Source organism: Kitasatospora sp. NPDC036755, assembly GCF_040636595.1.
Lineage (GTDB): Bacteria > Actinomycetota > Actinomycetes > Streptomycetales > Streptomycetaceae > Kitasatospora.
The window spans coordinates 1-12,808 of the sequence record NZ_JBEZUT010000260.1 but is presented as its reverse complement, the minus strand read 5'-3'; the positions used below and the strand labels follow the sequence as shown (position 1 = coordinate 12,808).

Sequence of the window (12,808 nt, the reverse complement as noted above, 5' to 3'; positions counted from 1 at the left end):
GGTCCCTGCCGGGACCGCCGCCGGGCCTTCCGGCCGTTCCTGCCGTTCCGGCCGTGGCGGGGGGGGGGCTGGCCCGCCCCCCCCCGGCCAGCTCCAAGCCCCCCTCACCCCCCGCGCTGCGCCCGAGGGCCACCCCCCCCCCCCCCCGGCCGCGCGGCGCCCCGCCTGACCGCGCAGGAGCGCAGAAACGCCGCCGAGCGGGCCGAGCGCCGGGCGGCGACGCTCAAGCGGCTGGAGAAGTCCTCCGGCAAGCTGGCCACCGCGGCGATCTCGCGGATGGACGACCAGCTCGGCTGGTACCGGCGGATGCCGCCGGAGCACCGGTCCTGGATCGGCCTGGTCGCCCAGGCCGGCATCGCCGCCTTCACCGAGTGGTACCGCCACCCGGACGCCGCCCAGGCGATCTCCACCGACGTCTTCGGCACCGCCCCGCGCGAGCTGACCAGGGCGATCACCCTGCGCCAGACCGTCGAGCTGATCCGCACCACGATCGAGGTGATGGAGGAGGCCATCGAGGAGGTGGCCGCCCCCGGCGACGAGGCGGACATGCGCGAGTCGGTGCTGGTCTACGCCCGGGAGATCGCCTTCGCGACCGCCCAGGTGTACGCCCAGGCCGCCGAGGCGCGCGGCGCCTGGGACGCCCGGCTGGAAGCGCTGGTGGTCAACTCGCTGCTGTCCGGCGACGCCGACGAGGGCGTGCTCTCCCGGGCCGCGGCGCTCGGCTGGGGCCAGCCCAGCCAGGTCCGGGTGGTGATGGGCAGTGCCCCGGACGGCGACAGCGAGCTGGTGGTCGAGGCGATCCGCCGGGCCGCCCGGTACGCCAAGCTGAACGTGCTGACCGGGGTGCTGGGCAAGCGCCTGGTGGTCGTGGTGGGCGGCGAGAAGGAGCCGGTGCACGCGGCCCGGGCGCTGATCGGCCAGTTCGCGCCGGGCCCGGTGGTGGTCGGCCCGACCGTTCCCGACCTGCTCTCCGCGACCCGCTCGGCGCACGCCGCCGCGGCCGGCCTGCGCGCCTGCGCGGCCTGGCCGGACGCCCCCCGACCGGTGCTGGCGGACGACCTGCTGCCCGAGCGGGCGCTGGCCGGCGACCAGGCCGCGCGCCGTCAGCTGGTGGAGGAGATCTACACACCGCTGGACGAGGCCGGCTCCGCCCTGCTGGAGACGCTGAGCGTCTACCTGGAGCAGGCCTCCTCGCTGGAGGGCGCCGCCCGGATGCTCTTCGTCCACCCCAACACGGTGCGCTACCGGCTACGACGTGTGACTGATGTCACGGGGTACGCCCCCTCCGACGTACGTTCGGCCTTCACCCTGCGGATCGCGCTGGCCCTCGGCCGGCTGGGCGCCGTCGGGGAGCCCGGCTGAGCCGGAGTGTAGGGACCATACAATCCCGGATGGTTTTCTTCGTTACCGTCGCCTACCCGCCCCTGGGCGCCTGGCGAGAGAGGGTTGAACCGTGCTCGTAATCGTCGCCCCTGGACAGGGTGCCCAGTCCCCCGGCTTCCTCAACTCCTGGTTGGAACTCGACGGCGTCGCCGACCGCCTGCGCGGTTGGTCCGAGGTCGCCGGGCTCGACCTGGTGCACGCCGGCACCGAGGCGTCCGCCGAGGAGATCAAGGACACCGCCGTCGCCCAGCCGCTGCTGGTCGCCGCCGGCCTGGTGACCGCCCGGGCGCTGTTCCCGGACGAGAACGCCGCCCGCGAGCTGGTCGGCGCCGTGGCCGGCCACAGCGTCGGTGAGATCACCGCCGCCGCCGGCGCCGGGGTGCTCACCGCCCACGACGCGCTGGCCTTCGTGCGCGAGCGCGGCCGGGCCATGGCCGAGGCCGCCGCCGTCACCGAGACCGGCATGGTCGCCCTGCTCGGCGGCGAGCCGGAGGAGGTCGCGGCGAAGCTGGCCGAGCACGGCCTGACCGCGGCCAACAACAACGGCGGCGGCCAGATCGTCGCCGCCGGCACGCTGGCCCAGCTGGAGGCGCTGAAGGCGGACCCGCCGGCCCGCGCCAAGCTGGTCGCCCTCAAGGTGGCCGGCGCCTTCCACACCGAGCACATGGCTCCGGGCGTCGAGCGGCTGGCCAAGCTGGCCCCGACCCTGACCGCCGCCGACCCGCAGGTCCGCTACGTCTCCAACAAGGACGGCGCGGTCGTGGACAGCGGCGCCGAGGTCCTCGCCCGCCTGGTGTCGCAGGTCTCCAACCCGGTCCGCTGGGACCTCTGCATGGAGACCATCGGGCAGCTGGGCGCGACGGCCGTGATCGAGCTGTCCCCCGCGGGCACCCTCACCGGGCTGCTCAAGCGCAACCTCAAGGGTGTGGCCACGCTCGCCCTCAAGACCCCCGCCGATCTGGACAAGGCCCGCGAGCTCGTCGCGGAGCACGGCGGTCAGGAGCAGGAGAACCAGGCATGACCAAGCCCCAGATCCGCCCGGTGAGCGGAGCCCAGTACTCGCGCATCCTCGGTGTCGGCGGCTACCGTCCCGTCCGGGTGATCCCCAACTCCGAGGTCCTGGAGTGGATCGACTCCTCGGACGAGTGGATCCGCACCCGCAGCGGGATCGCCGAGCGCCGGTGGGCCGGCCCGGACGAGTCCGTCGCCGAGATGTCGATCCAGGCCGCCGGCAAGGCCATCGCCCAGGCCGGGATCACCGCCGAGCAGATCGGCGGCGTGATCGTCTCGACCGTCTCGCACCTCAAGCAGACCCCGGCGATCGCCACCGAGATCTCCGAGCGGCTCGGCTGCGGCACCGCCCCGGCCTTCGACATCTCGGCCGCCTGTGCCGGCTTCGGCTACGGCCTGGGCCTGGCCGACGGCATGATCCGCGGCGGCAACGCCGAGTACGTGCTGGTCATCGGTGTCGAGCGGCTCAGCGACCTGACCGACCAGTCGGACCGCTCCACCGCCTTCATCTTCGGCGACGGCGCCGGCGCCGCGATCGTCGGCCCGTCCGACACGCCCGGCATCGGCAAGCTGATCTGGGGTTCGGACGGCTCGCAGGCCGACCTGATCACCCAGACCGAGGCCTGGGACACCGCCTTCGCCAAGTCCGACGCCATCAACGGCGCGGGCGAGGAGACCAAGTGGCCGGCCCTGCGGATGGACGGCCAGCCGGTCTTCCGCTGGGCCGTGTGGGAGATGGCCAAGGTGGCCCAGCAGGCGCTGGACGCCGCCGGGATCACCGCCGACCAGCTCGGTGCGTTCATCCCCCACCAGGCCAACATGCGGATCACGGATGCCATGATCAAGGCGCTCAAGCTGCCGGAGTCGGTGCCCGTCGCCCGCGACATCGCGGAGACCGGCAACACCTCCGCGGCGTCCATCCCGCTGGCGATGGAACGCATGCTGGAGAGCGGTGAGGCCCACAGCGGGGACCTCGCCCTGATCATCGGGTTCGGGGCGGGTCTCGTGTACGCCGCGGCAGTCGTTACTCTCCCCTAGGCGCTTTCGCCCAATCCACAAACCTGTGTCCGGCCGAATCCGGCCGGACACGCTCAACACCGAAGAGGAGCAGCCAGTATGGCTACCCAGGAAGAGGTCCTGGACGGTCTCGCCGAGATCGTCAACGAGATCGCGGGCATCCCGGTCGAGGACGTCCAGCTGGACAAGTCCTTCACCGACGACCTGGACGTCGACTCGCTGTCCATGGTCGAGGTCGTCGTGGCCGCCGAGGAGCGCTTCGACGTCAAGATCCCGGACGACGAGGTCAAGAACCTGAAGACCGTCGGCGACGCGGTGAACTACATCCTCAACGCCTGAGCGATCGACTCGTTCGACCCGGTCGGCCCCTCCGGCGTCCCGTACGCCGGCGAGGGCCGACCTGTCGGCCGGGCTCGACGAGCCCCGGTCGACCCGCCGGCCGGGACACCCCCTCACCGGGGTGCCCGGCCGGGCCCATCCTCGGCACGCCGCCGACCCCCCGCACACGTGAGAGAAGAAGAAACCAGTGACCGCTGAAAACCGCACCGTGGTCGTCACGGGTATCGGCGCCTTCACGCCGCTGGGCGCCGACGCCGCCAGCACCTGGGAGAACCTGGTCGCCGGCAAGTCCGGCGTGGCGGCCCTGACCGAGGAGTGGGCCGAGGACCTGCCCGTCAAGATCGCCGCGAGGACGGCCGTCGAGCCGGGCACGATCCTGCCCCGCCCGCTGGCCCGCAAGCTGGACCGCTCGGCCCAGTTCGCGCTGATCGCCGCCCGCGAGGCCTGGGCCGACGCCGGCTTCGAGACCCCCGCCACCGACGAGTCCTCCAAGCTCGCCCCCGAGCGCCTGGGCACCGTCATCGCCTCCGGCATCGGCGGCGTGACCACCCTCCTCGACCAGTACGACGTGCTGAAGGAGAAGGGCTCCCGCAAGGTCTCCCCGCACACCGTCCCGATGCTGATGCCCAACTCCCCGGCGGCCAACGTCGGCCTGGAGGTCGGCGCCCGCGCGGGTGTGCACACCCCCGTCTCCGCCTGTGCCTCCGGCGCCGAGGCGATCGGCTACGCGATCGAGATGATCCGCACCGGCCGCGCCGACGTCGTGGTGGCCGGCGGCACCGAGGCGGCGATCCACCCGCTGCCGATCGCCGCGTTCGCCAACATGATGGCGATGTCCAAGAACAACGACGAGCCCGAGCGCGCCTCCCGCCCGTACGACAAGGGCCGCGACGGCTTCGTGCTGGGCGAGGGCGCCGGCGTGGTCGTGCTGGAGTCCGTCGAGCACGCCGAGGCGCGCGGCGCCCGCATCTACTGCGAGGCCGTGGGCCAGGGCCTGTCCTCGGACGCCCACCACATCGCCCAGCCCGAGCCGACCGGCGCCGGCGTGGCCCGCGCGCTGGCCGACCTGTTCGAGCGCAACGAGCTGGACAAGGCCGAGATCGTGCACGTCAACGCGCACGCCACCTCGACCCCCCAGGGCGACACCGCCGAGCTGAAGGCGCTGCGCAAGGAGCTGGGCGACGACCTGGACCACATCGCGATCTCGGCCACCAAGTCGATGACCGGCCACCTGCTGGGCGGCGCCGGCGGCATCGAGACCGTCGCCACCGTGCTGGCCCTGCACCACCGGATCGCCCCGCCGACCATCAACGTGGACGAGCTGGACGACGACGTGGACGCCGACATCGTCCGCGGCGAGGCCCGCAAGCTGCCCGAGGGCCGGATCTCCGCGCTGAACAACTCGTTCGGCTTCGGCGGCCACAACGTGGTGCTGGCCTTCCGCACCCGCTGACGCCCGACGCGAAGGGCCGGCACTCTCGTGGAGGGTGCCGGCCCTTCGCCGTGGGTGGCCGTGGCCGTCGGCGCCGTGCGCCGCCGTGGCGGGCGGGCTCAGACCACCTGGTGCAGCCAGCGCACCGGCGCGCCCTCGCCCGCGTACCGGAACGGCTCCAGCTCGTCGTCCCAGGGCTTGCCGAGCAGCCGGCCCAGTTCGGCCTCCAGGTCGGCGCCCTCGTTGCGGGCGCGCAGCAGGACGGCGCGCAACCGGTCCTCCGGGATCAGGATGTCGCCGTGGATGCCGGTGACGGCGTGGAAGATGCCGAGCGAGGGCGTGCTGCTGTACCGCTCCCCCTCCGCCGTGGCGCAGGGCTCGCTGGTCACCTCGTACCGCATCAGCTGCCAGCCGCGCAGCGCGGAGGCGAGCTTCGAGGCCGCACCGGGCTCCCCCTGCCAGGAGAGCTCGGCACGCCAATTCCCGGGTGCGGCCGGCTGGCGGATCCAGTCCAGGCTCACCCGCACACCGAGCACCCCCGCGACGGCCCACTCGACGTGCGGGCACAGCGCGCGGGGCGCGGAGTGGATGTACAGAACTCCACGTGTCGTCACCGGGACCTCCAGGCTGTGGACGAGGGTCGCCTTCCCCAGCTGCCTCGTGCCTGTGGTTGATCCGCAGTTACCCACGTTAGCCGACATTAAGCTACTAATTTGAGCAAAACGGACAGGCTTTCGCTCAATGCTAGTCGAATCCTCAACGAGGTCTACCCCTCGGCCGGATCTCTCCCCCGAACGGCCCCATCGCCGGCGGGACCACCGTACCGCGCGGCGCCACAGGATGGATGACGCACTTTCGGATCCGGCGGGAATGCGGTAGTGCGGCCGGGCGGCCGCTCCGGACGGTGCGCCGCCCATGAGCGACCGCCCCGCCACCCGGTCGGGGCGGCGGGGCGGTCAGCGGTCCTGACGATCCGTCAGTCGCCCAGGCGGACGACCATCTTGCCGGTGTTGACGCCGCGCAGGAGGTCGAGGAAGGCCTCGGCGGCGTTCTCGAAGCCGTCCACCACCGTCTCCTCGGTGCGCAGTTCACCGGACGTCAGCCACCCGGCCACCTCCGCGACGAACTGCGACTGGAGCCCGGCGTGGTCGGTCACCAGCATGCCCTCCAGGCGCAGCCGCTTGCCGATGGCGAGCGCGAGGTTGCGCGGGGCGGCGGGCGCGGTGGTCTCGTTGTACTGGGCGATGGCACCGCAGAGCACCACGCGGCCGTGCACGTTCAGCGCGCCGATCGCGGCCTCCAGGTGGTCGCCGCCGACGTTGTCGAAGTAGAGGTCGATGCCGTCCGGGACCGCCCCGGCGAGCTGCTCGGCGACCGGGGCGTCCTTGTAGTTGAAGGCCGCGTCGAAGCCGTACTCGTCCACCAGCTTGGCCACCTTCTCCGCCGAGCCGGCCGAACCGACCACCAGCGAGGCGCCCTTGAGCCTGGCGATCTGGCCGACCAGCGAGCCGACCGCGCCGGCCGCGCCCGAGACGAAGACCTTGTCGCCCCCCTTCAGGCCGCCGACGGCGAGCAGGCCGGCGTAGGCGGTCAGGCCCGGCATCCCGAGCACGCCGAGGTAGGCCGGGAGCGGCGCGGCGGCCGGGTCGACCTTGACCGCGCGCTCCGCCTCCACCGTCGCGAACTCGCGCCAGCCCAGCCCGTGCAGCACCGCGTCGCCCGGGGCGAAGCCCTCGGCCCCGGAGGCGACGACATGGCCGACCGCCCCGCCGTCCATGGCCTGGCCCAGCCGGAACGGCGGGACGTACGACTTCACGTCGTTCATCCGGCCGCGCATGTACGGGTCCACCGAGAGGTAGGCGTTGCGGACCAGGATCTCGCCCGGGCCCGGGGTCCGGACCGGGGCCTCGACCAGGGCGAAGTCGGCGGGCACCGGCCAGCCCTGGGGGCGGGCGGCGAGGTGCCATTCACGGGCGGTCGCGGGGGCGGCGGCCTGCTCTGCCATCGGGGGCACTCCTTGTGGTTCGGGTTCGACGTGTGGTGGGGCTGCGGCTCAAGCGCATGAAAGGTTGAGCTACTGAAGTAACGATGGACATGAAAGGTTCATGTTGTCAACTTTTCAGGTAGACTCTTCACCATGGACATTCAGCCGATCGAGGACGCCACGCCGCGGCCCGACGAGATCACCCGCGAGGTCGTCGACCTGATGGCCAACCTGGTCGCGCTGTTCCACCGCGAGTACGAGGAGGCCGCCGCCGCCCGCTCGCTCACCGGCGCCCAGGCCAAGGTGCTCGCCCTGCTGCGGCGCGGACCGATGCCGATGCGGCAGATCGCCCAGACGCTCAGCTGCGAGCCGTCCAACATCACCGGCATCGTCGACCGGCTCGAATCCCGCGGCTTCGTGACCCGCGAGGCCGACCGGCACGACCGCCGGGTCAAGCTGGTCGCCGCCACCGACACCGGCTCGGCCGCCTCCGAGGAGCTCCGCGAGTCGCTGAACTTCGCCCGGGAGCCGCTGGCCGCACTCGGCCCGGACGAGCGGACGGCCCTGCGCGACCTGCTCCGGCGGATGCTCGCCGGCGCCTCCGGCCCGGGTGCGTGAGCAGCATCACAGGACCTGGGGGGTGCTCGTAGCCCCCAGGGGGGTAACCGAACCGCCTTCCGGAACGTCTAACGTTCGAACATCGAACGCGAGAGACCTGAAGACGGGGGGCACGGAGTATGAGCAGCAGCACGCGTCGGCGCCGCTACCTGCGGACGGCCATCGGCCTGGCCGCCGTACTGGTGCTGTCGGTCGTGGGCGCCGGAGCCTGGTTCTACCACCGGCTCGACAACAACATCACCACCTTCGACTCGGGCGGTGTCGCCACCGAGCGCCCGCCGGCCCCCGTCCCGGCCAGCCCGGGCGCGTCCGTCCCGGTCAACGTGCTGCTGCTCGGCTCGGACACCCGGGACGAGGGCAACGACTCGCTGGGCGGCGGCGACGAGGGCGTCGGCCACTCGGACACCGCGATCCTGGTGCACGTCTACGCCGACCACAAGCACGCCGTCGGCGTCTCGATCCCCCGCGACACCCTGGTCACCGTCCCGTCCTGCAAGCTGCCGAACGGCAACTGGACGACGCCGAAGACCGACCAGATGTTCAACTCCGCCTTCACCGTGGGCCTGGCCGAGAAGGGCAACCCGGCCTGCACCCAGAACACCGTGGAGAAGCTCACCGGGCTGCGGATCGACCACACGGTCGTGGTCGACTTCAAGGGCGCGGCCGCGATGTCCGACGCCGTCGGCGGCGTGGAGGCCTGCGTCCCCAATGACGTCAACCAGTACGGCATACACCTGAAGAAGGGCCTCCAGAAGCTCTCCGGGCAGTCCGCGGTGGACTACCTCCGGGCCCGCCACGGCATCGGCGACAACTCCGACATAGGCCGGATGAAGCGCCAGCAGGCCTTCCTCTCGTCGATGATCAAGAAGGTGCAGGGCCAGGGCTTCTCGCTGCCCACCCTGCTGCCGCTGGCCGACGCGGCCACCAAGTCCCTCACCGTGGACGAGGGGCTGGGCACCGCGATGAAGCTGGTGGACTTCGCCCGCTCGATCCAGGACATCAAGCTCTCCGACGTCGTCTTCGTCACCGCCCCCTGGCGCTTCGCCGGCGACCGGGTGCGGCTGGTCCAGCCGGACGCCGACACCCTCTGGAAGCTGCTGCGCGAGGACCGCACCCTGGACGGGCAGAGCACCTCCGGGACGGGCCAGGTGACCTCCTCCCCCAGCGCCGACCCGGGCGCCCCGGGCGCACCCGGCACCCCGCTCACCGCGGAGCAGAGCGCGGCACCGATCACCGTGGTCAACGGCGTCGGCACGCCCGGCCTGGCCGGCTCCGGCGCGGAGACGCTCAAGGCGCGCGGCTTCCGGAACATCACCCTGGGCCACAACGCCCCCGGGCAGCAGACCACCCAGGTCTCCTACGACCCGGCGCTCAAGGCCACCGCCGACCAGGTCGTGGCGCTCTTCCCCGGCGCCAAGGCGGTCGAGGAGCCGGGCTCGGGGGCGATCGCCGTCACCCTCGGCGCCGACTACCGCTCGGCGGGCACCCGGATCGACTCGGTGGCCGCCCCCAGCCCGGAGCCCGGCGCGGCGGCCGTTCCCGGTACCGGCACCACGGCGGGCGCCACCCCGAGCGTCCCGAACGCCCCTGGCACCCCGGGAGCCGCTCCCGGCGGCGTCCCGAGCGGCATCCCCACCGGCATAGCGGAGAACACCCGCAACGCCGACACCGACCCGTGCGCCAACCTGACCTTCGGCTGACCGCCTCCTCCCGGCCCCGGCCGGCGTCCCCGAGCCGGCGTCCCCGAGCCCGGCCCGGGGCCGGGGTGTGCCGTACGGCTCCCTCCCGGGGCCGCGCGGCACGCCCTACTCCGGATCCGGGAGCCCGGTGACGACGGCGGTGAGGCGGGTGCCCCGGGGGAAGGCGCCCGCCGCCGCCAGATCGGCCAGCGCCGCGAGCAGCTTGGCGACGTAGCGGCGCTCCAGCGGGACGCCGTGGCTGCGCTCGAACCGCTCCGCGAAGCCGGCCAGCTCGGCCGGGACCCTGCCGTAGCCGCCGCCGTGGTGCCCGTGGTCGATCCGCCAGTTGCCGAACTCGCGCCCGTAGGCCGCCAGGTGCAGCCGGGCGACCTCCGCCTCCAGATAGCCCTCACCGCCGCGCAGCACGGCCACCCCGAGCGCCCGCGCGCCCGCCGGCAGACCGGCCGCGATGCCGGCCAGGGTCCCGCCGGTGCCGACCGGGCAGCAGACCACGTCCCGCTCGCCGAGACCGGGCAGTTCGGCCGGGATCGCGGCCGCGCCGACGGCGGCCAGGGCGTTGGAACCGCCCTCCGGGAGCACCAGGCAGGGGCCCCAGCGGCGGAGCAGGGCGCCCTCGGGGAAGGCACCCGCCGACCGGCCGGTGGCCTCCCGGTACTCGGCCCGGGTCAGGAACTCCAGCCGCATCCCGGCCGCCTCCGCGGCCCGCAGCGACCAGTTGCGCGGCCGGTCGGCCAGCTCCTCGCCGCGGACCAGCCCGACGCTCTCCAGCCCGAGTGCCCCGGCGGCGGCCGCGACGGCCCGCAGGTGCGTCGAGTACGCGCCGCCGAAGGTCAGCAGCCGGGTGTGGCCCTGCTCCACGGCGGCGGCCAGATTGGGCGCCAGCTTGCGCCACTTGTTGCCCGGGACGGTCGGGTGCAGCAGGTCGTCCCGCTTCAGCCGCAGCTCCACCCCGGCCCGGGCGAAGGCCTCGTCGGCGCAGTCCACCAGCGGGGTCGGCAGCAGGGCGGGTTCGAGCATCCGGCCAGCTTAGGGCGTGTCCTGCGAGGCGCGCCCCATGGCGTGCGGCCCCGGACGGACGGGAGCCCGGCCGCCGTACCGGCGACCGGGCTCCGCGTCTCCCCCGTCCGGGCCGTCTCCCCGTGGGACGGCCCGTCAGCCCAGGGCCGCGAGCTCCGCCGAGTGGCCCGACATCCGCCAGGCCAGCGCCGTGCCGAGCGCGCGCGGGACCGGGCCGGCCGCGGGGGCCAGCTTCGCGATCCGGCCGCGGTGCTCACGGCGCTGCCCGGCGCTCAGGACCGTACGGAGCCTTCCCGCCGCGACCAGGGCGGTCAGCGCGGCGTCGGCCGGGTCGACCCGGCTGAGCGGCGCCTTCAGCGATCCGGCGACGGAGGCCGCCAGCGCCTCGCGGACCGCCGGCTCCGTCAGGGTGACCAGGGTCACCGGGAGCACCCCCGCCACCCGGTGCGACCGGAGGACGACCCGGCCGGAGTCCGCCAGGCCGTCCCGAACCTGGCGGATCGGCTGCTCCCGGCCGGCGCTCCTGGCGCGGCCGACCCACGAGCTCCAGCTGTGCGGGCGGGCTTCCCGGATCTGGCCCAACAGGCGGGCGCTGTAGGGGTCGAGGTCGGCCTCGGCGGCGGCGCCGCGGACCCGGACGGCGGCCTTGCGGCCCTCCTCGTACAGCAGGCCGCGGCGCAGCAGCTCGGTCAGCGCCGCCGCCTGGAGCAGCAGGTTGAGCGAGGAGTGCTGGGTGGTGCGTGCGCGCCGCGGGTCGTAGGCGAGCAGGTAGAGCTTCTCGGGCAGGTTGACGGGCAGGTCCATCTCGGTCTCCGAAGGTTCTCCGAGCCCGGGCCCGCGGTCAGTCCGCGTCGGGACCGCCGTTCTCCGGGCTCTCGTCGGTCGGGCTCTCCTTGGGCGGGCGTCCGCGCCGGGGAAGCCGGGTCGCTCCGCTGGGCATCCGGCCCGCGTCGGTGAGGGCGCGGCGGAGCAGGAACTCGATCTGGGCGTTGGTGCTGCGCAGTTCGTCCCCTGCCCACCTGGCCAGTGCGTCGTGAACTGAAGGGTCCAGTCGCAACAGGATCTTCTTCCGTTCCGTCGCCAAGGACTCGCCTTACTGGTAGAGGGAGCCCGTGTTCACGACGGGCTGGGTGCCGCGGTCGCCGCAGAGCACCACCAGGAGGTTGCTCACCATGGCGGCCTTGCGCTCCTCGTCCAGATCCACGACATCGCGTTCGGCGAGCCGGTCCAGCGCTTCCTCGACCATACCGACGGCGCCCTCGACGATCAGCCTGCGCGCCGCCACCACGGCCCCGGCCTGCTGGCGCTGGAGCATCACCTGGGCGACCTCCGGAGCGTACGCGAGCCTGGTGATCCGGGACTCGATGACCCGCACCCCGGCCGAGGCGACCCGGGCGGCGATCTCCGCGGAGAGCTTGCGGGCGATCTCGTCGGCGCCGTCGCGCAGCGACAACTGGCCCTCGTGGTGGGCGTCGTACGGGTAGCTGGTGGCGATGTGCCGGACGGCCGTCTCGGTCTGGATGGCGACGAAGTCGGCGTAGTCGTCCACCTCGAACATCGCCATCGCGGTGTCCTCGACCTGCCAGACCACCACGGCGGCCATCTCAATCGGGTTGCCGTCCGCGTCGTTGACCTTGGTGGTCTCGGTCTCGTGGTTGCGGATCCGGGTGGAGATCCGGCGGCGGTTGGTGAACGGGTTCAGCCAGGTCAGGCCCTCGGCGCGGACGGTGCCGCGGTAGCGCCCGAGCAGCTGGACCACCCGGGCCTGGCCGGGCGAGACCACCGTCAGCCCGCACATCAGCAGCAGCGAGCCGACCAGCAGCAGCGGCCCGGCGACGATCAGGGCTATGCCCAACCCGTTGGTCCTCACGGACAGTTGGGCCGCGCCGATGACGAACGAGCCGATGCCGGCGAGCAGGCCGAGCAGCGTGCCGCCGAGGACCGGCAGGCCGGCCGCGCCGGTGATGACGCGCTCGGTGATCTTGGGGACCGGGAGGTCCAGGACAGGGCCGTCCTCGACGGCGGAACGCGGTGTGGTCATGGGAATGACTCCCCCCAGTGCGATGTTCGCTGCGCGGATGTCCGCTTCAGCTGTCAAAGTGATATCACTTTTTTGCCGCACCGCGCCAGGCTCGGGCGGAGACGGACCGGGGCGGAGGGTAAGCCACACGCCGGACGGACGCCCGTCCCGCCGCCGCGCCACGACCGGTTCCACTCATCCGTCCACCGCCGGCCGCCGCGCGCCACCGCGGAGCCGGCGCCCCGACCGGCGGTCCGGCCGTCACTCCAGGCCCGCGCGGGGGCGCC

Annotated in this window: 13 protein-coding genes; 7 read left to right on the top strand and 6 right to left on the bottom strand. The window is 73.4% G+C overall.

Translation table 11 applies throughout. The features are described from left to right. The first annotated feature begins 165 nt into the window (after positions 1-165). From AB0E96_RS30235 to fabF, 5 genes are all read left to right on the top strand, one after another. Positions 166-1,362 (top strand): helix-turn-helix domain-containing protein, encoded by a 1,197-nt coding sequence (locus tag AB0E96_RS30235; RefSeq protein WP_359828961.1) that lies wholly within the window; start codon positions 166-168, stop codon positions 1,360-1,362. 91 nt (positions 1,363-1,453) lie between these two features. Continuing rightward, entirely contained in the window at positions 1,454-2,404 is a 951-nt protein-coding gene (locus AB0E96_RS30230) for an ACP S-malonyltransferase (protein ID WP_359828960.1), read from the top strand. Beyond that, positions 2,401-3,432, top strand: coding sequence for a beta-ketoacyl-ACP synthase III (locus AB0E96_RS30225; protein ID WP_359828959.1), 1,032 nt, complete (start codon positions 2,401-2,403; stop codon positions 3,430-3,432). Before AB0E96_RS30230 ends, AB0E96_RS30225 begins: the two co-directional genes overlap by 4 nt. A 78-nt stretch (positions 3,433-3,510) precedes the next feature. Beyond that, positions 3,511-3,750 carry an acyl carrier protein gene (locus AB0E96_RS30220; protein ID WP_359828958.1) on the top strand — a complete coding sequence of 80 codons (240 nt, stop codon included), beginning with the start codon at positions 3,511-3,513 and terminating at the stop codon, positions 3,748-3,750. 187 nt (positions 3,751-3,937) lie between these two features. Further along, a complete protein-coding gene (gene fabF / locus AB0E96_RS30215) occupies positions 3,938-5,203 on the top strand; it encodes a beta-ketoacyl-ACP synthase II (RefSeq protein WP_359828957.1) in 1,266 nt (421 codons plus the stop codon). Between the two features lie 98 nt (positions 5,204-5,301). On the opposite strand, the gene AB0E96_RS30210 is transcribed toward fabF, so the two are convergent. Both AB0E96_RS30210 and AB0E96_RS30205 read right to left on the bottom strand, forming a co-directional pair. Continuing rightward, positions 5,302-5,796 (bottom strand): DUF3145 domain-containing protein, encoded by a 495-nt coding sequence (locus AB0E96_RS30210; RefSeq protein WP_359828956.1) that lies wholly within the window; start codon positions 5,794-5,796, stop codon positions 5,302-5,304. A gap of 362 nt (positions 5,797-6,158) precedes the next feature. Continuing rightward, on the bottom strand, positions 6,159-7,187 hold the full coding sequence (locus AB0E96_RS30205; RefSeq protein ID WP_359828955.1) for an NADP-dependent oxidoreductase: 1,029 nt from the start codon (positions 7,185-7,187) through the stop codon (positions 6,159-6,161). Between the two features lie 132 nt (positions 7,188-7,319). Here AB0E96_RS30205 and AB0E96_RS30200 point away from each other — a divergent pair, with 132 nt between their 5' ends. Beyond that, the gene (locus AB0E96_RS30200; protein ID WP_359828954.1) at positions 7,320-7,784 is read left to right on the top strand and encodes a MarR family transcriptional regulator; all 465 of its coding nucleotides are present in this window, start codon (positions 7,320-7,322) and stop codon (positions 7,782-7,784) included. A 119-nt stretch (positions 7,785-7,903) separates the two neighbouring features. Next, positions 7,904-9,484 (top strand): LCP family protein, encoded by a 1,581-nt coding sequence (locus tag AB0E96_RS30195; protein ID WP_359828953.1) that lies wholly within the window; start codon positions 7,904-7,906, stop codon positions 9,482-9,484. Between the two features lie 105 nt (positions 9,485-9,589). Here AB0E96_RS30195 and AB0E96_RS30190 read toward each other — a convergent pair whose 3' ends face one another. From AB0E96_RS30190 to AB0E96_RS30175, 4 genes are all read right to left on the bottom strand, one after another. Then, the gene (locus tag AB0E96_RS30190; protein ID WP_359828952.1) at positions 9,590-10,501 is read right to left on the bottom strand and encodes a pyridoxal-phosphate dependent enzyme; all 912 of its coding nucleotides are present in this window, start codon (positions 10,499-10,501) and stop codon (positions 9,590-9,592) included. A gap of 135 nt (positions 10,502-10,636) precedes the next feature. Next, positions 10,637-11,305 carry a GPP34 family phosphoprotein gene (locus AB0E96_RS30185; protein ID WP_359828951.1) on the bottom strand — a complete coding sequence of 223 codons (669 nt, stop codon included), beginning with the start codon at positions 11,303-11,305 and terminating at the stop codon, positions 10,637-10,639. A gap of 37 nt (positions 11,306-11,342) precedes the next feature. Beyond that, positions 11,343-11,585, bottom strand: a complete 243-nt coding sequence (locus tag AB0E96_RS30180) for a hypothetical protein (protein WP_359828950.1) — start codon at positions 11,583-11,585, stop codon at positions 11,343-11,345. 9 nt (positions 11,586-11,594) lie between these two features. Further along, complete coding sequence (locus tag AB0E96_RS30175) at positions 11,595-12,542, bottom strand: SPFH domain-containing protein (RefSeq protein WP_359828949.1); 948 nt, start codon at positions 12,540-12,542, stop codon at positions 11,595-11,597. Between the last annotated feature and the right edge of the window lie 266 nt (positions 12,543-12,808).